14 protein-coding genes are annotated in these 20,952 nt (G+C 67.3%); 3 read left to right on the top strand and 11 right to left on the bottom strand.

What is annotated here, in order from left to right:
- Positions 1–32 precede the first annotated feature (32 nt).
- The 3 genes from addA to ACVW1C_RS19010 form a co-directional block, all read right to left on the bottom strand.
- The gene (addA, locus tag ACVW1C_RS19020; protein WP_456759739.1) at positions 33–3,509 is read right to left on the bottom strand and encodes a double-strand break repair helicase AddA; all 3,477 of its coding nucleotides are present in this window, start codon (positions 3,507–3,509) and stop codon (positions 33–35) included.
- Complete coding sequence (gene addB / locus ACVW1C_RS19015) at positions 3,503–6,649, bottom strand: double-strand break repair protein AddB (RefSeq protein WP_456759738.1); 3,147 nt, start codon at positions 6,647–6,649, stop codon at positions 3,503–3,505. The genes addA and addB overlap by 7 nt, the downstream gene beginning before the upstream one ends.
- Before the next feature lie 83 nt (positions 6,650–6,732).
- Positions 6,733–7,809 carry a LysR family transcriptional regulator gene (locus ACVW1C_RS19010; protein ID WP_456759737.1) on the bottom strand — a complete coding sequence of 359 codons (1,077 nt, stop codon included), beginning with the start codon at positions 7,807–7,809 and terminating at the stop codon, positions 6,733–6,735.
- A gap of 113 nt (positions 7,810–7,922) precedes the next feature.
- Here ACVW1C_RS19010 and ACVW1C_RS19005 point away from each other — a divergent pair, with 113 nt between their 5' ends.
- The gene (locus ACVW1C_RS19005; RefSeq protein WP_456759736.1) at positions 7,923–8,669 is read left to right on the top strand and encodes a hypothetical protein; all 747 of its coding nucleotides are present in this window, start codon (positions 7,923–7,925) and stop codon (positions 8,667–8,669) included.
- Positions 8,670–8,671: 2 nt separating this feature from the next.
- A complete protein-coding gene (locus ACVW1C_RS19000; protein ID WP_456759735.1) occupies positions 8,672–9,685 on the top strand; it encodes a DUF2891 domain-containing protein in 1,014 nt (337 codons plus the stop codon).
- 208 nt (positions 9,686–9,893) lie between these two features.
- Here the strand turns inward: ACVW1C_RS19000 and ACVW1C_RS18995 are convergent, their stop codons facing one another.
- The 8 genes from ACVW1C_RS18995 to ubiE all read right to left on the bottom strand — a co-directional run bounded on the left by ACVW1C_RS18995 (position 9,894) and on the right by ubiE (position 19,930).
- Positions 9,894–10,616: a nucleotidyltransferase family protein gene (locus ACVW1C_RS18995; protein WP_456763115.1), complete on the bottom strand. Its 723-nt coding sequence runs from the start codon at positions 10,614–10,616 to the stop codon at positions 9,894–9,896.
- A gap of 170 nt (positions 10,617–10,786) precedes the next feature.
- Positions 10,787–11,107 (bottom strand): PilZ domain-containing protein, encoded by a 321-nt coding sequence (locus ACVW1C_RS18990; protein WP_429029154.1) that lies wholly within the window; start codon positions 11,105–11,107, stop codon positions 10,787–10,789.
- Positions 11,108–11,194: 87 nt separating this feature from the next.
- Positions 11,195–12,718: a tRNA (adenosine(37)-N6)-threonylcarbamoyltransferase complex ATPase subunit type 1 TsaE gene (gene tsaE / locus ACVW1C_RS18985; protein ID WP_456759734.1), complete on the bottom strand. Its 1,524-nt coding sequence runs from the start codon at positions 12,716–12,718 to the stop codon at positions 11,195–11,197.
- Entirely contained in the window at positions 12,715–15,225 is a 2,511-nt protein-coding gene (locus tag ACVW1C_RS18980; protein ID WP_456759733.1) for an ATP-binding protein, read from the bottom strand. Before ACVW1C_RS18980 ends, tsaE begins: the two co-directional genes overlap by 4 nt.
- A gap of 427 nt (positions 15,226–15,652) precedes the next feature.
- On the bottom strand, positions 15,653–16,111 hold the full coding sequence (gene dut / locus ACVW1C_RS18975) for a dUTP diphosphatase (RefSeq protein WP_456759732.1): 459 nt from the start codon (positions 16,109–16,111) through the stop codon (positions 15,653–15,655).
- The gene (gene coaBC, locus ACVW1C_RS18970; protein ID WP_456759731.1) at positions 16,108–17,532 is read right to left on the bottom strand and encodes a bifunctional phosphopantothenoylcysteine decarboxylase/phosphopantothenate--cysteine ligase CoaBC; all 1,425 of its coding nucleotides are present in this window, start codon (positions 17,530–17,532) and stop codon (positions 16,108–16,110) included. Before coaBC ends, dut begins: the two co-directional genes overlap by 4 nt.
- A gap of 65 nt (positions 17,533–17,597) precedes the next feature.
- Positions 17,598–19,172, bottom strand: a complete 1,575-nt coding sequence (gene ubiB, locus ACVW1C_RS18965; RefSeq protein WP_456759730.1) for a 2-polyprenylphenol 6-hydroxylase — start codon at positions 19,170–19,172, stop codon at positions 17,598–17,600.
- Positions 19,169–19,930 (bottom strand): bifunctional demethylmenaquinone methyltransferase/2-methoxy-6-polyprenyl-1,4-benzoquinol methylase UbiE, encoded by a 762-nt coding sequence (gene ubiE, locus ACVW1C_RS18960; RefSeq protein WP_456759729.1) that lies wholly within the window; start codon positions 19,928–19,930, stop codon positions 19,169–19,171. Before ubiE ends, ubiB begins: the two co-directional genes overlap by 4 nt.
- Positions 19,931–20,070: 140 nt before the next feature.
- Between ubiE and mutM the strand changes: the two genes are divergently transcribed.
- Complete coding sequence (gene mutM / locus ACVW1C_RS18955) at positions 20,071–20,952, top strand: bifunctional DNA-formamidopyrimidine glycosylase/DNA-(apurinic or apyrimidinic site) lyase (protein ID WP_456658356.1); 882 nt, start codon at positions 20,071–20,073, stop codon at positions 20,950–20,952.

The following is a 20,952-nucleotide window of genomic DNA, read 5'->3' as shown; positions in this document are numbered from 1 at the left end:
GCCGGGTCAAGCTCGGTCACATTGACATGATCTTATGCCAGCCCGGCGTCCAGCGCGGAGGCCGAAATCTCCATGATTTCAGGTATTTCGGTCCAAAGCAGCGCCGTCCGGACGGGCAGTTGGGGATAAAGCTTCGCCAGCACCGCCCGATAGAGCGCGAGCTGCCGCACATAGCCCCGCGGCGCCTCGGCAGCGGTCTTGGGCGGGGCGTGGTTGGTCTTGAAATCGACGATCAGGACGTCGGTTGGCGTCACCACCAGCCGGTCGATCTGGCCCGAGACCAGCGCCTTCGGCTGGCCCGGCCGCTCCAGCCGCCCGACGATCGAGACCTCCGCACGGCTGCCGGGCGCGAACACCGCGGCGAAACGCGGATCGGCAATCAAGTCCAGCACCTGGTCTGCGAGCGCAGCTTGCTCCTCTGCGCTCCAGCCGTCGGCGTTGCGCGCGAGGTAGCCGAGCGCGGCGGTGCGCCGCCGCTCGGCGGCAATTTCGGGCAACGATTGCAGCAGACGATGCACCAGCGTGCCGCGCTGCAGGGCGCGGGCGCGCAGTAGCACCGATTCGCCGGTTCGTATCGGATGGCTGTCCCCGTCAGCCGGATCGGACGGGCGCAGCACGCCTGTTGCAGGCGCTTCAGGTGCAGCCGCCGTCCGCAGCCAGAACGGCAGCGCGATCCGCTCTGCGGCCGTTGATGCAGCAGCGCCGGTGAGATCGGCGACGTCATCCGGCCGCGAATAGCGCATCACCTTGCCGGCCGGCGTCTCGATCTCCTCGAGCTTGAGCCCGGCATTGGCGAGCCCCTTGGTGATCAGATCGTACCAGGAGGATTTCCGCACCGTGTTCATGTTGCCGGGCATGCAGCCGCCGACGATCAGCCGGTCGGCGGCGCGGGTCATCGCGACATAGAGCAGGCGGCGATACTCGTCCTCGGTGTCGCCGAGCATCGCCTTGCGCGCGTCGGCGACATTAGGGGGATCCTCGGCCTTCTTGCCGGCCCACACCACGACGCCGGGCGCGTTCGGCGCCGCATTGCCCTGCGGCAGATGGATCAGCCGCAGCCGCTGGGTGTCGGACGGCGAGGTCGTGGTGTCGACCAGGAACACGACCGATGCCTCGAGGCCCTTGGCGCCGTGCACGGTCATCACGCGAACCTCGTCGCGCGAAATCTCCATGTCGCGCTTCACCTCGGTGTCGGCGGCGCGCAGCCAGGCGACGAAGCCTTGCAGCGAGGCCGGCGCCTTGCGCTCATAGCCCAGCGCGAGCTCGAGGAATTCGTCGAGCGCGTCATTGGCCTCGTGGCCGAGCCGGCGCAGGATGCGCGCGCGCCCGCCGTCGCCGCCGAGCAGCCAGGCGTAGAAGGCGAACGGCGTCTCCTGGGTAAAGCGGCGCTCGCATTGTTCGAGGCGGCGCAGCGCGGCCGAGAATCGTTCATCGGTCGGCGCCTGTGCGGCCAACGCCTCACGCAGCGAGCCGCGGCGCTGGTACGCCAGTTTGAACAGATCGTCGTCGTCGAGGCCGAACAGCGGGCTCTTCAGCGCCACCGCGAGCGCAAGGTCGTCCTGCGGCAGCAGCAGCGCGTCGGCGAGGTTCATCAGGTCGATGATCGCGATGTGCTCGGTCAGCTTCAGCCGGTCGGCGCCGGCGACCGGGATATTGGCGTGCTTCAGCGCCTGGATCACCGCGTCGAACGCGTTGCCGCGCCGCCGCACCAGGATCAGCATATCGCCATAACGCAGCGGCCGTCGTCCGCCGACGCTGCCGGTCATGGTGCCGCTGCTGACGAGGCGCTTGATCTCGGCCTGGATGCGCCGCGCGAGTTTCACCTCGGGGCTGGTCACCGAGACGCCGTCGAACGGTGCGCGCCAGCCTTCGATGTCCTGGCGGTCGTCGGCGACGGCGAGATCCCAGAGCTCGATCAGGCTGGGGCCGGCGTCAGCCATCGCGTTGTGGATCGGATAGCCGTTCTCGACCGCATGAATGCTGCGGAATATCTCCTGCTCGCGGAACACGTGGTCGACCGAATGCAGGATTACCGGTCCCGAGCGGAACGAATAGGTGAACGACACCGGATCGAATTTCAGCCCGGCCTCCTCGAACCGCCGCTTCAGCTCGCGCCGCCGCAGGTCGAATTCGCGTGGGGCTGCGCCCTGGAACGAGAAGATCGACTGCTTCTCGTCGCCGACCGCGAACACGGTACGCACGAGGCCATCGCGCGCACCCGCGCCGGAGGTGAATTCCGAGATGATATGCGCGACGATGTCCCATTGCCGAGGACTCGTGTCCTGCGCCTCGTCGATCAGGACGTGATCGACGCCGCGGTCGAGCTTGTAGTGCACCCAGCCCGAGGAGACGCGGTCGAGCATCGCCAGCGTCTTGTCGATCAAATCGTCATAGTCGAGCAGGCCGCGCTCCAGCTTCTCGCGCCGGTAGTGCGCGGCTGCCGCGGTCGCGATGTGGATCAGCGCCTCGGTACGGTCGCGCGCGACCACGGCGCGCCGCCGCTCGATCAAGGGACCCAGACGATCGACCTCCGCCTCGAACCTGTGGCCTGCGACGGCATTCTTCTTGATGAAATTGTTGGTGACGACAGACGCACGCGGCGCGCGGTCATCGGTCAGGAAGACGCCGAGATATTCGTCGACCTGGGCCGCGCCGGTAAAGGTCAGCGCGCTCCGCAGCCGCTCGGCCTGCTTCTGATCCGCCTTGCTGCTGGTGTCGAGGAGCGTGGCCAGTTCCTTCCAGCTCGACCGCGGCAGGTTCGGCCCATCGACGATCTCGCGCTCGACATCCTCGATGCGAATATCGGCGGAGACGCCGAGCGCGGCCGACATCTGCGCGGCGGCGGCCGCGGCGCTGCCGGCGGCATCGGTCCAGGCCATGAAATGGTCGCGGCTGAGGCAGGCCTCACGGACCACCTCCTTGAAGGTGACGTCGGCGGCGCTCGCCATCGCCGTCCGCAGCGCGCGGCCGATCGGACTGTCGGGAATCCGCGACGCCTCGAGGAACACCGCGAGATTGGCGCGTTCCATCATCTCGTTCTGGTCGCGGTCGTCGAGCACGGCGAAGCGCGCCGGCACGTTGGCCTCGAACGGGAACTGTTGCAGCAGACGGGTGCACAGCGCGTGGATGGTCTGCACCTTCAACCCGCCGGGCGTCTCCAGCGCGCAGGCAAAGAGCTTGCGCGCCTCGCGCCGCAGCGTGGCGCTGGGATGTGCGATGCCGGCCTCGCGGATCGCGGTATCGAGCGCGGTGTCGTCGAGCGTCACCCAGTGGCCGAGCGTCGTGAACACGCGCTCGGCCATGTTGGCCGCGGCAGCCTTGGTGAAGGTGATGCAGAGGATCTTCTCCGGCGGCACGCCTGACAGCAGCAGGCGGATCACGCGCTGGACCAGCACATGGGTCTTGCCCGAGCCGGCATTGGCCGACACGAAGGTCGACGCCTTCGGATCGGACGCGCGCGCCTGCGCGTCGCGCACCGCCGGCGGGATGGGTCTGAGTGCCTTCACCATTCCTCGATCCCCAGGCCGCCGGCCGCGGACCATTCCTTGATGCGCGCAAGATCGTCATAGGCGCCGTAACGGTTCGCCCACATCGAGAGGTTCAGCGAGGTGTAGGCCTGCTGCTCGTCGTCGAAGGCGCGGATCAGATCTTCCAGCTTGCGCCGCGCGCTGTCGGCGGCTTCATCGGGCGGCTGCGGCGTATCGTTGGTCTTGATCTTCAGCTGCAGCGAACGCTGCTCGCCCGGCGGGTTGTTGCCGCTCAGCCTGACATAGACGAGGTCGCCGACCGAGGAATTCGCCGGAATGCCGGCAAAGCCGCCCTCGCGCAGGATCGCGGCTTCCAGTGTGAGCTGCGGCGACAGGCCCATGCGCACCTGCTTGCCGGTCGGCGGCTGGCCGGTCTTGTAGTCGAGGATCGCAAAGCTGCCGTCAGCATGCCGTTCGATGCGGTCGGCGCGCGCCGAGAGCACGAACGTCCTGGCATCGTCGAGCGGAATGCCGATCTCGCCGCGGATCTCGGCCTTGATTGCAGCAATACTGCCGCGCCGGGCCTGCTCCCATTCGGCAAACCACGCCGCGATACGCTGGAAGCGTGGCCACCACAGCGCGCGCGCTTCGGGCCGCTCCATCAGTGGCGCAAAATGCTTGGCCCCGATGTCGCGCAGCGCGCTCTTGATGTCGTCAGGCAGCGCGTCGGCATAAACCTGTGTGAACTCGCCGAGCGATTCGTGGATTGCGGAGCCGCGATCGGCCGCCGACAGCGGCATGTCGACGGGATCGAGCGGATCGAGCTTCAGGATGTAGCGCGCATAGATCGTGTAGGGATCGCGCAGCCAGTCCTCGATCGCGGTGACCGACATTTTCAGCGGCCGCGCCTCGCGCGGGGGCCGCGGCTCCGGCTGCGGGATCGGCTTGACGGTGTCGGGCCGGTCGAGTTCGGCTGCATATTGCACGTAAATTTCGCCGGCCGTTGTCGCCGCCTTCCAGCGCGCTTCGCCTGCCACGGCTTCGAGCCGGTGCAGGAAGCGCGAGGCGACCGCGGGCGCGCCGCCGACCTTGGCCGCATGGGTGAGGATCACCTCGTCATGGCCGAGCAGCTGCGCAAAGTCGTGCGCAGAGAGGCCGATGCGCCGTTCGGGGAGATCGAGCCCGAGCTCGTGCCGCATCGGCCGGCTCAGCCACGGATCGATCCGCGGCGCAGGCGGCCAGACGCCCTCGACCAGACCGCCGAGGATGACGCGATCCGACTCGGTCAGACGTGCCTCGAGCTGGCCGAAAATGTTGAGCTGCGCGCGCGCCGATTCCGGCCGCCGCACCATGCGGTCGGCGAACGCGGTCTGGAACACCTCGGGATAATCTGACAGCGGCGTCATTAGCCCGCTCGGCTGCTGCTTGGCGAGCAGCTCGTCGAAGGCGGACGCGAGCGAAGCCCCGGCGCGCTCCTCGAACACGATTGCGACGCCGTTCTGGTCGGCCGACAGTGCGATCAGCGCCTCGCGGTGACGCGCCGCCAGCTCGGCGAAATCATGGGGCTTTGACGAGGCCATGCCTTCCAGCGGCGCCAGCGCCGCCTGCAATCTGGCGATCAGGCCCTCGGCCTGGTTGAGCTCATTGTCGCGCAGCCGGGCGCGCGGCTCCATGGCATGCAGTGACGAGGTTTCGCCGCCATGCAGCTTGACGAGCTCGGCGCGGAAACGCGCGAAGTCCCGCGCAAGGCCGCTGGTTGCGGCTTGCGGCCGTGTGCCGCGGAGCAGCGCGATCTCCAGCACCTCGATCGCGCGCTTCAGCGCGCCATGCGCGCCGCCGAGCCGGAACAGCGGATGCTTGAGCAGCGCGAGCAATGTCGGCGGCTCCAGCCCTTTGGCCGCGGCCTCCGCGGTGAGGCGGGCGAACACGCCGGGCGGCGTTTCCATCAGCGCGTCGCCGCCGGAATCGTCGAACTCCAGCTTCCAGCGCGTCAGCGAGGCCATCACGCGGCGCGCCAGCGCGCGATCCGGCGTCACCAGCGCGGCCGATTTGCCGAGATGCCGCGCCTCGCGCATCGCGACCGCGATCGCCAGCGCCTCCATTTCCGGATTGGGCGCCTCGACCACGGTGAGATTGGTCATCCCGGCGGAAATCCGCGCCACGATCTCGGGCCGCTCCAGCCGGTCGTGCCACTGCGCGGTCGCGGTCGACGGCCGCATCGTCTCCGACACCAGCACCTCGCGGCCGAGCGGCGCAGGCTCGGCAAGGCTCTCGACGTCGCGGCGCTTGATGCCGAAGCGGTCGAGCAACGCGTGCATCGCGAATTGCGGGTGGTTGGACGAGGGCGGTGTGGTGAACCTGCCGTCGTCGCCGCGTTCGCCGCCGATCGTGTCCCAGGAATCTTCGTCGAGATCGGTGTCGAGCCCGGGCAGCACCACGGCGCCGTTCGGAAGCTTCGCCACCACGTGGAGGAATTTTGCGGTGGCCGGCATCGAGCCGGTCGAACCGGCCGCGATCACCGGGCCGGCGTGATGCGCGGTCAGCCGCGCTGCTTCCGCCTCGATCAGCTGATCGCGGCGCGCCGCGGGCTCGATCCGGCCGATCTCCTTGAGGTAGTTCGGCCAGGCGTCGCGCGCGATGCGCAGGAAGTCGAGCGAATGCTGCCAGTATTTGTCGAGCTGGTCCGGCACCAGGCGGTCGAGCGCGCGCCAGTCGACGCCGCGCGTCACCATGTCGTCCATCAGCCGCGCCAGGTCGCCGGCGAGCTGCAGCGTCGAGGCCGGACCGCCGACCACCAGCGGTGCCGACACCGGCGTCTTCGCCCAGGCCGCGACCAGATGCCCCAGCGTCAGCCGGCGCTCGAGCTCGCCGAGTCTCGGCGGGATCTCCAGCGGGGCGGCGCCGCCGACGTCGTCGGCCTGGTCGGCGAAAGCGAGCTCGTCCTCATCGATCTCGCCGAGCGCGACGATGCGCGGCAGCACCGCGGCGTCGGAAACGAGCACATCGAGGAATATCTCGCGCGCCAACCGTCCGGCGCGGCGGGTCGGCAGATAGAGCGTGGCGCCGGCGAGCTTTGCCGGATCGCTCTGCGCCTCGAATCCCGCGACCAGCCGGCCATCGACCAGCGCCGAGATGACGGTGCGCAGGAACGGCGCTGAGACGGGAACGCTGAAAACGCGCATGGGCTGCCTGGTTCGAATCAGGCGCCAATATAGGGAGCGGCGGCTGTCGTTAGCCACCCCTGCGGGTCAGCCATCACCACTGATTATCGCAGCCGGGCGGCGCAGCGATCGACGGCATCCAGGAACCAGCGCAGCGCCGGATCTTCAGCCGCGCGGACGGTATGGATCAGGTCGATCGCGAAGGCCGGGATGTCGATCGGCGGCATCACGACGGCAATTTCGGCGAGATGCGTGAAACGCCGGGCGACGCGCTCCGCCATCGTGGCGATGAGATCGGTGCCGGCCACGGCGAAGGGAACGGCCACCACATGCGCGAGCGTCACGGCCACCCGTCGCTTCAGCCGATGGCGCGCCAGCAGCGCGTCGATCACGCTCGGCAGCCCGTCGCCGCCGGCCGCGGAAAACAGCGCGTGCGGCAGGGTCGCATAATCTTGCAGGCTGAGAGCCTCCGATCGGCTCGCGCGCGCGCCGTCGCGGATGCAGACGAAGCGTTCCTCGAACAGGCGGTGCCGGACGCAGCGTGGCGAGTCCGCCAGATGGCCGCCGATCAGCGCGTCGAGTTCGGCGCGCTCGAGCTTGGCCAGGGCCGCCGTCGGGTCAGTCAGCGGGCGCACGGCAAGGTCGATGCCCGGCGCCTCCATGCGCAACAGGCGGCTCAGTTCCGGGACCACAACGAGGTCGCCGTAGTCGGTCGCCGCGATAGTGAAGCGCCTTCGCGCGCTGGCCGGATCGAAGCCCGGATCGGGCGCCAGCGCACCCCTGATTTGCCGCAGCGCCTCTCCGATCGGCCCGGCCAGGGCCAGCGCCCTTTCGGTCGGCTGCATGCCCGCGCCGGCGCGCAGGAACAATTCGTCCGCAAACAGCGCGCGCAGCCTCCGCAACGCGCTGCTCATCGACGGCTGGGCGAGGCCAATGCGCTCGGCCGCGCGGGTGACGTGGCGCTCCTGCATCAGCGCCTCGAAGGCGACCAGCAGGTTGAGATCGACGGCGGCTAAATTCATCACAGCAATAATGCCTATAAGAATAATCGATTTCAACAATGATCCACACAAGCCTAGGGTCGCGATGGACACGACGACGAGGCCAAAAGGTTTGAGACGTTCAGACTTGGGACGATCATTCACGAAGCTGATGCCGCGCGGGCCGACCTTGCTGGTCATCGGCGTGCTGGCTTTCCCGGCCCTCGCGGAAAGCGTGCGCCCGCTGATGGCGGCGGCGATCTTCGTCCTGGTTCTCGGGACCTTTCTCCAGGTCGACGGCGCGGCGTTCCGGCGTGCGCTGGGGCCGTCCGCTGGTCTCGCTGCTGTTGCCGGCGCTGGCGATGCTGGCCTGTCCGCTTGCGGTCGGATTCGCGGCGCGCGGCGCCGGATTTCGGCCGGAGCTGATCGTTGCGCTGGTGCTCTCGGTATGCGCGCCGCCATCGACCGGCACGGCGGCGGTCGCGCGCATGCTCGGCTTCGACGCGACCATTCCACTCGCCGTCACTCTGCTGTCGATGGCGTTGTCCCCGATCACGGTTCCGCTGATCGCGGCGGGATTTGCCGATCTTGCGCTCGATCCGCTGGCGCTCGCGACGCGGCTGGCGCTGCTGGTCGTCGGCGCCGGCGCGCTGGCGTTGCTGCTGCGCCGTCAGGCCGCTGCACAATTGGCGCGGCATTCGCGCACCATCGACGCGCTTGTGTTCGCCTCACTGTTGCTGTTCGCGATCGCCACCATGGCCGGGGTGCGTGCGCAGATCCAAGCGCAGCCGGCCACAGCGCTGACCTTGGTCGGCCTTGCCTTCGCCTGCAATCTCGCGCTGCAAGCGCTTGGCGCGCTGCTGACGCCGGGTCCGCTGGCCGAGCGGTTGACCACGGGCCTCATTCTGAGCAATCGCAACGTCGGACTGGTCTGGTCGGCGATGGGCGCGGCGGTGTCGCCGATGACGGCGCTGTTCTTCGCCGCCGCACAGTTTCCGATCTATATGATGCCGCGCCTGATCGAGATGCTGGTTCGGCGCGCGCGAAAGGAGAAAGCCTGATCATGAGCGAGACGATCCTGACCGAAGACCTCGCCGTCCGTTTCGCCCGCATCGCGCTCGGCCATGTCGGCCGCGAATATCCGAACAAGCCGGATCATGTGCTGGCCGGGCCGCAGGACGCACGCACGCCGCGCGAACTGCATCCGGTGTTCTTCGGCAGCTACGACTGGCACTCTTGCGTCCATAGCTACTGGATGCTCGCCCGGCTGCTGCGGCGCTATCCGGCGTCCGAAGCGGCGGACGAGATCCGCACCCTGTTCGACGCGCAGTTCGTCGCGGAGAAGATCGCGGCCGAATGCGCCTATCTCGCCGCCCCGACGGCGCGCGGCTTCAAGCGGCCTTACGGCTGGGGTTGGCTGTTGAAGCTCGCAACAGAACTCTCGTTGCTCGATGAGACGCGATGGCGGGAGCGGATCGCGCCGCTTGCCGCAATCTTCGCTCAGCGCTTTCGCGATTTCCTGCCGCTCGCCACCTATCCGGTGCGGGTCGGCACCCATTTCAACACTGCGTTCGGGCTGCGCATGGCCGCCGACTACGCCGCGGTGACGCAGGACGATGCGCTCAGTGCGCTGCTGCGCGACACGGCGCTGCGCTGGTACGGCGCCGATCAGGACGGTCCCGCCTGGGGTGAGCCGAGCGGCGACGATTTCCAGTCGTCCGCGCTGATCGAAGCGGAGTGCATGCGCCGGCTGCTGGCACCGGGCGACTTCCTGCCCTGGTTCGACCGCTTCCTGCCGCGGCTCGCGCAACGCGAGCCGGCGACCCTGTTCCGGCCCGTCACGGTCACCGATCGGTCGGATGGCAAGCTGGCGCATCTCGACGGGCTCAATCTCAGCCGGGCATGGTGCTGGCGCGCGCTGGCCGGCGCGTTGCCGGAGGGCGATGCGCGGCGCCCGATCCTGCAGGATACTGCGCGAGGCCATCTCGACGCCGGCCTGCCGCATATCGCCAGCGACTATATGGGCGAGCACTGGCTCGCGAGTTTTGCAGTGCTCGCGATCGACAGCGATGATTGATGGGTGGGTCTAGGTTGAGCTGGAACGGCGTCGTAGTTCACCTCTCCCTTCGGGAGAGGTCGATTTGCGCAGCAAATCGGGTGAGGGGTTACGGTCTATCGAGGGAGCAAGAGCCCTCACCCGGATTGCTTCGCAATCCGACCTCTCCCCGACGGGGAGAGGTGAACCGAAAGCGCGGCAAGCCGATTCAACCAAAACTCATCCCGCTCTAAGCGACGCTTTCGAGGAAAGCTTCTTCCGCGGCCTGGATTGCATCGGGGGTCCCGACATGCATCCAGACGCCGTCGAGGCGCAGGCCGAACAGCCGCTCCTGCTCGTTGGCGCGGTCGAACATCTTGGTCAGCGAGAATTCGCCGGCGGGGGCGTCGGCGAACAGCGCGGGCGACATGATCGCGGCGCCGGCATAGACGAACGGCACCACCTGGTTCTCCCGCCGCTTGCGCAGCGCGCCGTCCGGCAACATCGAATAGTCGCCGCGGCCGCTATAGCCGATGCTCGAGGCGGTCGGCGCCATCAGCAGCAGAATATCCATCCGCGCGGGATCGAAGATCTCGGCCAATCGCGCCAGATTGGAGCGCACGCCGTCGATCCACATCGTGTCGGCATTGAGATGGAAGAACGGCGCATCACCGAGCAGCGGCAGCGCCTTCACCACCGCGCCGCCGGTGCCGAGCACCTGGTCGCGCTCGTCGGAGATGATCACGCGCGGGTGGCTGCGGGTCTTGACGTGCTCGATGATCTGGTCGGGCAGGTAATGCACGTTTACGACCGCTTCGCTGACGCCGGCGCCGGCAAGCTTGTCGAGCACATGGTCGAGCAGCGGCTGGCCGGCGACGCTCACCAGCGGCTTCGGCATCGTGTCGGTCAGGGGGCGCATGCGCACGCCGAGGCCCGCAGCGAGCACCATAGCCTTGTGGGGAGTGACGGGCATTTTCCTGATATTCTCGGTCATCATCTCTCGGCGCCGATCATATCACGGCGATTCGGCAAGCGCATCGATCAGACGCCATAGTCACGGGACATGACGGCCGTAAGACGGCAACGACCCTCGTTGGAGCATGATCTTGCCGGAAAACCGTCTCCACTTTTCCGGATCATGCTCTAGACGTCGGCAGCCTGCGCGCCGCGTCTGGCAGTTTTCTTCTTCTTGTCGCCTTGTTTGAGGAAGTTGACGCCGATCTGGTCGCCATTGACCCATGCCAGTTCGCAGCGGCGATAGGCCAATCCTGTGGACGACAGCAGCAGAAAGAACTCCTTCAGGTTCAGGCCCTCGACCGAGCCGTCGACGGAGAGCTTGGCGCCCGTCTCCGACACGTCTTCCATGGTGCAGTCGCGCCGCCAGGTGCCGTCAATGCCCATCATGTGCGCGGCTATGCCGCGCTCAAACGTGACACGATCGCCCCTGCGTCGTTCCGTCCCCATCGTGTGGTCCTGCTCCCGATCCGGCCGCCTCCCGGATGAAATGCGGCCTTCGCAACTTTAGAAGACCCAAGGCTAATAACCCGTAAACTAAGGTACTGGAGGAGGGACGTTGGCCGTGTACCAGATGCGGAAGGTGGCCAACGCCGGATGGGCCAGCGACCGTTCGAGGTAGGTCCAGATCCGCGGCTGGTGCTTCAGATATTGCGGCTTGCCGTCGCGGCGGTTGAGCCGCGCAAAGGTGCCGAGCAGACGGGTGTTCCGCTGCGCCGACATGATCGCATAGAGCTCGGCGAAGCCTGCGGGATCGAAGCTCTCGTCGGTCGCGCGCCGCGCCTTGATGTAGCGGGTCAAGAGCGACAGCTCGAGCTGCTCGGGCACGTCGATCCGCGCATCCTGCAGCAGCGACACCACGTCATAGGCCGCGGGGCCGAGCAGCGCGTCCTGGAAGTCGATGATGCCGACGCGCAGGATGCCGGTGCGCTCGGCAAGCCAGATGATGTTGGGCGAATGGAAGTCGCGGATCACCCAGGTCTGCGGCGCCGCGGCGGGCTTCTGCAGAAGGCCGCGCCACATTCCGAGGAATTCGCTGCGGAGCTCCTCGTCCGGCTGCACGCCGCGGTCGGGCAGGTACCATTCCAGCATCAGCCCGATCTCGATCAGCCAAGCGTCGATATCGAACACGGGAATGTCGTAGCTCTCGTCTGACGTCACCGGCAGCGTGTCGGGCAGCACCTCGCGATGCAGCGCCGCCAGCATGTCGACGGCGGCCTCGTAACGTTCGACGATCGGCCGCGGTGGGTCGCCTTCGATCACGCCTTCGGCGCCGAGATCCTCGGTGATCAGGAAGCCTGATTCGAGATCGATGTGGCGGATCGCGGGTGCGGAGAAGCCGTGCTTGCGCAGGCCATTTCCGATGGCGACAAACGGCCTGACATCTTCGGCGAGATGCACCGCCGCACTGTAGGACCGGCCGTTATAGATCGCCGGGCCGTCGGGACGGCGCGGCGAGTTCATCAGGATGACGCTGCCGTCGTCGTTGCGCAGCCGCGCATAGGAGCGCGTCGAGGCATCGCCCGGCATGCGCTCGCGCCGGGCGTTGAGGAAGCCGCAGCGCTCGAGGAACCGGCGCAGCTCGTTGAGCCGCGCGACCTTCGCCGCGCCTTTGCCATGGCCGGTGATCTCGGCCGCGCGTGCGGCCGATCCGAGCGCCGGGCGGTGGCTGAACGCGATGTCGATGCGGTCAGTGGGCATGGCGTCCGGCGCGCGTTCCGGCCATTCGATCAGCGCCACGATGTCGTCGGGCAACGGCGACAGCCCGAGCTCCTCGAGCTCGCTGGCATCGTTGATGCGATAGAGGTCGGCATGAACCAGCGGAAACGACGGCAGCTCGTAGCTCTGCGCCAGCGTGAAGGTCGGGCTCGGCACTTCCAGCGTATCGTCGGCGGCGAGGTAGCGGATCAGCGCGCGGGCGGCCGCGGTCTTGCCGGCGCCGAGGTCGCCCGACAGCGTGATGACGTCGCCGGCGCCGATCAAGAGCGCGAGGTCGGCCATCAGCTCGGCCGTCGCGGTTTCGTTCGCGAGCGCCACCGAGAATGTCGAGGTCGCCGTCATTCGGCGGCGTTGCGATGTGCGGTCTGGTCGATCGGGAAGTCGCAGGTCACGGTCGTGCCGCGGCCTACGGTCGAATCGACGCGCACCCGTCCGCCATGCAGTTCGACAAAGGAACGGACCAGCGACAGGCCGAGCCCCGCGCCGCGATGCCGCGAGCCGTGCGAATGGCTCTCGAACCAGTTGAACACCTTGTCGCGCATCTCGGCCGGAATGCCGGGACCGGCGTCGGTCACCGAAAACACCACGCTGTGCTCGGTGCGGTGCGCGCTGATCGTGACGGTGGCGTCATGCGGCGAGAAGCCGACTGCGTTGGCGAGCAGATTGTAGAGCACCTGGACCACGCGCCGCTCGTCGCCGACGAAGGCGCCGATGTTGGGCTCGATATCGACCTTCAGCGTGATGCGGTCGGTCGCGAGACGGTCCTGGATGCCTTCGGCGGCGGCCTCGATCGCCTGGCCGATATTGACCGGGCCGAGCTCGAGCTTCATGGCACCGGCGTCGATGGTGGCGAGATCGAGAATGTTGTTGGTCAGCGCCAGCAGCGCGTTGGTCGATTTGGTGACGTAGTCGAGATATTCGGCCTGCTTCGGCGTCAGCGGCCCGGTCGAGGGATCGCTGAGGAAATGCGCGAAGCCGATGATGGTGGTGAGCGGCGCGCGCAGCTCGTAGGAGACGTGGTGGACGAAATCCACCTTCATCTGGTCGGCGGCTTCCAGCGCCTCGTTGCGCTCGCGCAGCGCCCGCTCGACATTCTCGGTGTCGGTGATGTCCTGGAACGCCAGCAAGGTCTTGCCGTCGGGCAGCGGGATGGTCATGCAATTCAGCACGCTGCCGTCCTTGCGCTCCAGCTTGAGCGCGACCTGGGCGCGGTTCTCGATCGCGGTGATCTGCTCGCGCAGCGTCCGCCAGGTCAGCGCGTCATCGAACAGCGGCCGGCACAGCGCTTCCACCGCCTCGATGTGCGGTTCGCCCTGCAGCGCATCGGCCGGCAGCTTCCACATCTTGGCGAAGGGCGGGTTGAACAGCTCGGCGCGGCCGTTGCTGCCGAACACCGCGACCGCTTCGCCGAGATTGTCGAGGGTCTCGCGCTGCACCCGGGTCAGGCGGTCGTAGCGGCGTGCGAGATCGAGGCTCTCGGTGACGTTGTCGAACAGATAGGTGACGCCGCCCTCGAGATTGGGCGTGGTGACGACGCTGATGGCGCGGCCGTCGGGCAGGAACCAGGTGTAGGTCTCGGATTCGACCGCGCGATAGGCCTCGTGCAGCTTGGCCTTCCAGGCGCGGAAGTCCGGCTGCTCGGGCAGCTTGCGGTTGGCGCGCAGCCGGTCCAGCACGCTGGAATCATCGGGATTGCTGTCGAGGAAGGCCTGGTCGAGGCCCCACAGCCGCCGATACGACTCGTTGTAGAAGGTGAGCCGCCGGTCGGCATCGAACACGGCAACGCCCGAGGATAGCTGATCGAGGGTGCGCCGGTGCGCCTCGACCATCCGCGCGATCGACGCGCGCAACGCGGCGGCTTCGCTGGCGTCGATTGCGATACCGGCGCTGCCGCCGGAGAGCTTGAGCGCCTGGACGTCGTAGATCCGCCGCTCGCCGCTGACCACGATCGGCAGCCGTGCCGCGTAACTGGCATTGTCGTTCAGCGCGCGGGTCAGTTCGGTGCGCTGGTCGCTTTCGAGCAGTTCGAGATTGCGCTGCAGCGCGTCCGACACGCTCTTGCCCTCGGTGGCGCGGACATAGGCAGCGTTGGCATAGCGCAGATTGCCCTCGAGGCTCTTGGCCCAGATCGGCCATGGCGCGGCAGCGGCGAAATCGCGCAGCAGCTCGGTCTCCTCCTGCAGCGTCTTGTAGCGCAGGTTGGATTCGGCGAGTTCGCGGCGCAGGCCGCCGAGCTCGCGGATCCGCACGATGGCCTGGCCGCCGATCGCGCGGCCCATCGCCTCGATGGCGCGGCCGGCCGAGGTCGAGAGGTTGAGCAGGAACGCTTCGCCCTTCTCGCGCAGCGCGTCGACCGCGTGGTCCATCTGCAGCGCCGGCTCGGGCGGCAGCCAGGTTCCGAAGGCGAGGATGCGTTGCGGCGCGCTTTCCTGCGACATCACCAGCGAGACGTCGCCCGAAATCTGCGGCCGGTTGTCGCCCGCCGCCCAGGATATCAGGACCTGCGGTTCGACGAACAGCAGCGCGCGCAGCCGGTCCGATTGCGCCTGCAGGTCCGTGATCTCGGACTGCAGCTGCTCTTCGTTCCGGGTGGCGCGCAGGCGGGTGCGCATCAAGAGGATCGCGGCGACGGCGGAGAAGCCGACCAGCGCGAACGACGTCGCGAGAACCGCGATCTCCTGATGATTGAAGCCGAGGTGATCCGACATCGCCTGGGCGACCAGGCTTTCAGCGGCAAAGGATGCGCGGGCCGGCAGCAATGCGCTGATGGCGAGCCCAAGCATGCCGTCGCGCGCCAGTGAGGTGCATGACAGCAGGGTTCGACGCATTGCCGCGACTACGCCCGACATATGTTGCCCCAGAACGCACAAACCTTAAGGCATGATCCGGAAAACAGGAGACCGGTATTCCCCCACGGCAAACGTATAACGTCTGTCCGGGGATCATGCCCAAGCAGGACCCAACAGCCCGACGAAGACCCCCCGTCGCGCTCGAATCAATCCAGAATAGTCCCAACCGGACTCGGCGAGTAAGAGTCCAGACCGTGAACGCAGAATCCGCTGTGAAAAAATGCGGCGGCTGATGTGGATTTTATACGAATTGAGTCCGTATTCACGCGGAGAGCGCGCCCGAAACGTGATCTCCCGGAGACGGCCGCACACTTCTCTGGTCGCGTTCTAGAGCTTCGGTTCTGATTGAATCAGAACCGCAGCTCTAGATCCTTGTTTTGACGCGTTTTCTTCACGCGAACCGGTGCCCACTTCGCTCGAAAACGCTTTAGCGTCCGGTCGAGCCGAAGCCGCCGCCGCCCCGCTCGGTCGGTGACAGCACGTCGACCGGAACCAGCTCGGCCCGGATGACCGGCGCGATCACCATTTGCGCGATGCGCTCGCCGCGCCGGATCGAGAACACCTCCTGGCCGTGATTGATCAGGAGCACGTTGATCTCGCCGCGATAGTCGGCGTCGATCGTGCCGGGCGAGTTCAGCACCGTGACGCCGTATTTGGCGGCGAGGCCGGAACGCGGCCGCACCTGCGCCTCATAGCCCGGCGGTAGCGCGATCGTCAGCCCGGTCGGAACCATCTCATAACGGCCCGGCAGCAGCAGCAGCGGCGCCGACCGCGGCACCGCGGCCAAAAGGTCGAGCCCCGCTGCGTCGGCGGTCTGATAGATCGGCAGCAGGAGATCTGCGCCATGCGGCAATTGGTGGACTTCGACCTTGATGGTGGCGCTCACGATGCGGTTCCTACGGCTCTTGCGATGCGCGACACCAGCACGGTCGCGACTTCGTCCTTGGTCATGACCGGCCAGGAGTCGACGGTGACGTCCTTGCCCTCGCGCGAGAGCAGATGAACGGTGTTGCGGTCGCCGCCCATCACGCCGGTTGCCGGCGAGACGTCGTTGGCGACGATCCAGTCGCAGCCCTTGCGCGCGAACTTCGCCTTGGCGTTCTCGATCAGATGCTCGGTCTCGGCGGCAAAGCCGATCACCAGCGGCGGCCGCTTCTCCTTCAGCTTGGAGATTGTCGCGAGGATGTCCGGGTTCTCGACGAGCTGCAGCGGCGGCATCCCGGCCGGGGTCTTTTTCAGTTTCTGGCTGCCTTCGGTGGCGACGCGCCAGTCGGCGACCGCGGCGGCAAAGATCGCGACGTCGACCGGCAGCGCGGCCTCGACCCGGTGCAGCATGTCGCGTGCGGACTCCACGCGCATGACGGCGATGCCCTGGGGATCGCCGAGCTCCACCGGGCCGGTCACCAGCACGACCTCGGCGCCGGCGGCGCGCGCGGCGGCGGCAATGGCAAAGCCCTGCTTGCCGGATGAACGGTTGGCGATGTAGCGGACCGGATCGATCGCCTCATGGGTCGGGCCGGCGGTGATCAGCACGCGCTTGCCGGCCAGCGGACGCGGCTGCGGTGGCCGCAGCATGCGGTCGGCGGCGGCGGCGATCTCGGTCGGCTCGGCCATCCGCCCGACGCCGGCCTCGCCGGCTTCCGCCATCTCTCCGGCATTCGGGCCGACGGTGTGGACGCCGTCGCGGCGGAGCTGCAGTACGTTGCGGCGGGTGGCCGGATTGTTCCACATCAGCGGGTTCATCGCCGGCGCCAGCAGGATCGGCCGGTTGGCCGCAAGCAGCGTGGCGGTGGCCAGATCGTCGGCATGGCCCTGCGCCATCTTGGCCATCAGGTCGGCGGTCGCCGGTGCCACCACGATCAGATCGCAGTCCCGCGCCAGGCGGATATGACCGGCGTCGAACTCGCTCTCGGCGTCGAACAGGTCGGTGTAGACGCGCTCATGCGACAGCGCGCTGGCGGCCAGCGGGGTGACGAATTGCTGGGCCGCCTTGGTCAGCACGCAGCGGACCTGGATGTGCCGCTCCTTGAGCCGCCGGATCAAATCCAGCGCCTTGTAGGCCGCGATCCCGCCGCCGATGATCAGGGTCACAGTGGGCTCGCCGGCCGCGCTGGCGACCCGTGGAACGGGGGCTGCAGCCGTCAGGGAACCCGCGTGGGGCGTCTCTGCGGGCTCCGGACCGCCCTCTGCGAGGTCACGGAGGATCACCCGGATCTCCTCCTCGACCGAGCGCCCGTTCCTGGCGGAGCGAAGCCGCAGATAGGCCTTCAGCGTGTCGTCGAGTTTGCGGATGGTCAGGCTGGCCATGGCGTGCCCCCAGCATCATGCTCAAATAATGATAGCGATGCTATCACATAGTGCATGCATTGCAATCAGTGCGCGCGAATAGCGAAAAAGATTGCGATCAGGGCGGCGGCAATGACCCAGAGGCCGACGGTCTGCACCCGCGCCTTGCGGGCCTCGGCGCGGGCCATTTCGTCGATCGAATCGGACGACAGCATGTGGCCCTCCCGGGTCATGGTCTCCAGCTGCTCGAGCACCGTCACGGCGCGGTTGGCAATCGACGGCAGGTTGGCGACGATGCGGCCGAGCTCGCCCGCGCCCGATAGCGCGCCCTGGATGCGTCCGGCCGGGCCGAGATTGTGCGTGATCCATTCGCGCACCACCGGGTCTGCGATCTTCCAGATGTCGAGCTTGGGGTCGAAGCCGCGCGCCACGCCCTCGACCACAACCATTGTCTTCTGCAGCAGGATCAGCTCGGGCCGCGTCTGCATGTCGAACAGCCCGGTGACCTCGAGCAGAAGCGTCAAGAGCTTCGCCATCGAGATTTCTTCGGCGGTGCGGTTGTGGATCGGCTCGCCGATGGCGCGGATCGCCTGCGCGAAATTCTCCACCGAATGGTGGCCCGGCACATAGCCGGCCTCGAAATGCACCTCGGCGACGCGGCGATAGTCGCGGGTGATGAAGCCGAGCAGGATCTCGGCAAGGAAGCGCCGCTCCTTCAGCCCAAGCCGCCCCATGATGCCGAAATCGACCGCGACCAGCCGGCCGGCCTCGTCGAGGAACAGGTTGCCCGGATGCATGTCGGCATGGAAGAAGCCGTCGCGCAGCGCGTGGCGCAGGAAACTCTGGATCACCTTGCGGCCGAGGTCCGGCAGGTCGACCTGGGCCTCCGCCAGCCGGGCGTGATCGTTCAGCGCGATGCCGTCGATCCACTCCATCGTCAGCACGCTGTGGGCGGTGCGATCCCAATCCACTGCGGGCACCCTGAAGTCCGGATCGTCGCGGGTGTTCTCGGCCATCTCGGACAGCGCGGCCGCCTCGAGCCGCAGGTCCATCTCCATCGCGACCGAGCGCGACATCGTGTTGATGACCTCGATCAGCCGCAGACGCCGCGCCTCGGCGGAATGCGCTTCCGCCTTGTGCGCGACAAAGAAGAAGTCGCTGAGGTCGCGCCGGAAGCGCGCGGCGACATTGGGCCGGAGCACCTTGACCGCAACCTGATGCCGGACGCCGTCGCGCTCGACCTCGGCGCGGTGCACCTGCGCGATCGAGGCTGCGGCAACCGCAGGACCCAGATGCACAAAGGCCTGCGACAGCGGCCGTTCCAGCGATTGCGTGAGGACGGCTTCGGCCTCTTCCTGCGCGAATGGCGGCAGGCGGTCCTGCAGGGCCTCGAGATCGAGCGCCATCGCCACGCCGACCACGTCGGGCCGGGTGGCGAGGAATTGCCCGAGCTTGAGATAGGCGGGCCCGAGCCGGGTCAGCGCGCGCGACAGCCGCGGACCGGATTTGGCGGAGCGGCGCTCGATCAGCCGCGCCAGCTTCAACGCAAGCTGCCCGGGCGGCGGCACCAGCGAGGGATCGACGACGCCGAACACGCCCTCGCGCGCAAACACGAAGCCGGCGCGGGCAAGGCGCGCGATGTGGGTCAGTGCAGAGATCACAAACGCCAGCCCGAATGCAGCGCCACGATGCCGCCGGAGAGGCTCTGCCACTTCACGCGCGCAAAGCCGGCGGCGCCGATCATTTCGGCGAACGCGCTCGGCCGCGGGAATTTGCGGATCGACTCGACGAGATATTGATAGGACTCGGCGTCGCCGGTGACGGCGCGGCCGAGCGGCGGGATCACCTTGAAGGAGAACAGGTCGTAGATCCGGTCGAGGCCGGGCACATCGACGGTGGAGAATTCCAGGCACAGGAAGCGGCTGCCGGGCTTGAGCACCCGGTAGGCTTCGCGCAGCGCAAGCTCGATCTGCGGCACGTTGCGGATGCCGAACGCGATGGTGTAGGCGTCGAACGAACGGTCGGCGAAGCCCAACGCCTCGGCATTGCCCACGACGAACGACACCCGGTCATCGAGGTGCTGCCTCGTGGCGCGCTCGCGGCCGACGGCGAGCATGTCGGTATTGATGTCGCAGACCGTGGCATGGAAGCCGGCGCCCGCGGTCTTGGCCGCCCGGAACGCGATGTCGCCGGTGCCGCCGGCGACGTCGAGCAGCGCGAACGGCCGGTCGCCCTTCGGCGGGTCGAGCGTCGTGATCATAACGTCCTTCCAGGCCCGGTGCAGGCCTGCCGACATCAGATCGTTCATCAGGTCGTAGCGCGACGCCACGCTGTGAAACACGTCGTTCACCAGCGTCTGCTTCTCGCCCAGGGGCACGTCCCTGAAGCCGAAATGGGTGGTTTGATCCGGCCGATCCATCACTCAGAACTCTTACCCTTTTTGGTCGCGTTTTCTTCACGCGAACCGGGACCCGCTTCGCTCGAAAACGCTCCAGCCGGACCATAGCGCGGCGGCCGCAATGGCGCTATCACGTCACTTCCAAAAGGTGAATGCCTGCCATGCCGGAATTACCCGAAGTCGAGACCGTCCGCCGCGGACTGCAACCGGCCATGGAAGGGTCCAAAATCCTCAAGGCTGAGGCCCGCCGCAAGGATTTGCGGTTTCCGTTTCAAAAAGACTTTATCGCCCGGCTCGAGGGCCAGACCATCACCGGGCTCGGGCGCCGTGCCAAATATCTGATGGCGGACCTGAACTCCGGCGACGTGCTGCTGATGCATCTGGGCATGTCGGGCTCGTTCCGCGTGCTGAAGCAGGAGGGCGCGGCGGCGCCGGGGCAATTCCACCATCCGCGCAGCGAGGATCGCGCGCACGATCATGTCGTGTTCCACATGTCGTCGGGGGCTGCGGTCGTCTTCAACGATCCGCGACGCTTCGGCTACATGAAGATCATTGCCCGCAATGCGATCGAGGATGAACCGCTGTTGAAGGGGCTCGGACCCGAACCGCTCGGCAACGAATTCGACGCGGCGATGCTGGCGCGCTCCTGCCACAACAAGAAGACCAGCCTGAAGGCCGCGCTGCTCGATCAGCGCGTGGTGGCGGGACTTGGCAACATCTATGTCTGCGAGGCGCTGTTTCGTTCGCATCTGTCGCCGCGGCGATTGGCCGCGACGCTCGCAACCAAGAAGGCCGAGCCCACCGACCACGCCAAACGGCTGGTCGACGCGATCCATTCGGTGCTCAACCAGGCGATCAAGGCCGGCGGCTCCTCGATCAGCGACCATCGATTGACCAACGGCGATCTCGGCTATTTCCAGCATTCGTTCCAGGTCTACGATCGTGAAGGCGAGACATGCCGCACCTCGGGCTGTGAAGGCATCGTCAGGCGCTTCACCCAGAACGGCCGTTCGACGTTCTGGTGTCCGAAGTGCCAGAAGTAA

Source organism: Bradyrhizobium sp. USDA 4011 (assembly GCF_054063415.1).
The sequence above is the reverse complement of the archived record's forward strand: the minus strand, read 5'-3'. Positions and strand labels throughout refer to the sequence as shown.

What these genes read in the sequence shown, in the direction of transcription:
- ACVW1C_RS18980 (WP_456759733.1), bottom strand. Translation starts at nt 15,225, where the DNA reads ATGTCGGGCGTAGTCGCGGCAATGCGTCGAACCCTGCTGTCATGCACC.
- mutM (WP_456658356.1), top strand. Translation starts at nt 20,071, where the DNA reads ATGCCGGAATTACCCGAAGTCGAGACCGTCCGCCGCGGACTGCAACCG.
- addB (WP_456759738.1), bottom strand. Translation starts at nt 6,649, where the DNA reads ATGCGCGTTTTCAGCGTTCCCGTCTCAGCGCCGTTCCTGCGCACCGTC.
- ACVW1C_RS18995 (WP_456763115.1), bottom strand. Translation starts at nt 10,616, where the DNA reads ATGCCCGTCACTCCCCACAAGGCTATGGTGCTCGCTGCGGGCCTCGGC.
- addA (WP_456759739.1), bottom strand. Translation starts at nt 3,509, where the DNA reads ATGGTGAAGGCACTCAGACCCATCCCGCCGGCGGTGCGCGACGCGCAG.
- coaBC (WP_456759731.1), bottom strand. Translation starts at nt 17,532, where the DNA reads ATGGCCAGCCTGACCATCCGCAAACTCGACGACACGCTGAAGGCCTAT.
- tsaE (WP_456759734.1), bottom strand. Translation starts at nt 12,718, where the DNA reads ATGACGGCGACCTCGACATTCTCGGTGGCGCTCGCGAACGAAACCGCG.
- ACVW1C_RS18990 (WP_429029154.1), bottom strand. Translation starts at nt 11,107, where the DNA reads ATGGGGACGGAACGACGCAGGGGCGATCGTGTCACGTTTGAGCGCGGC.
- ACVW1C_RS19000 (WP_456759735.1), top strand. Translation starts at nt 8,672, where the DNA reads ATGAGCGAGACGATCCTGACCGAAGACCTCGCCGTCCGTTTCGCCCGC.
- ubiE (WP_456759729.1), bottom strand. Translation starts at nt 19,930, where the DNA reads ATGGATCGGCCGGATCAAACCACCCATTTCGGCTTCAGGGACGTGCCC.
- ACVW1C_RS19010 (WP_456759737.1), bottom strand. Translation starts at nt 7,809, where the DNA reads ATGACCAGCAAGGTCGGCCCGCGCGGCATCAGCTTCGTGAATGATCGT.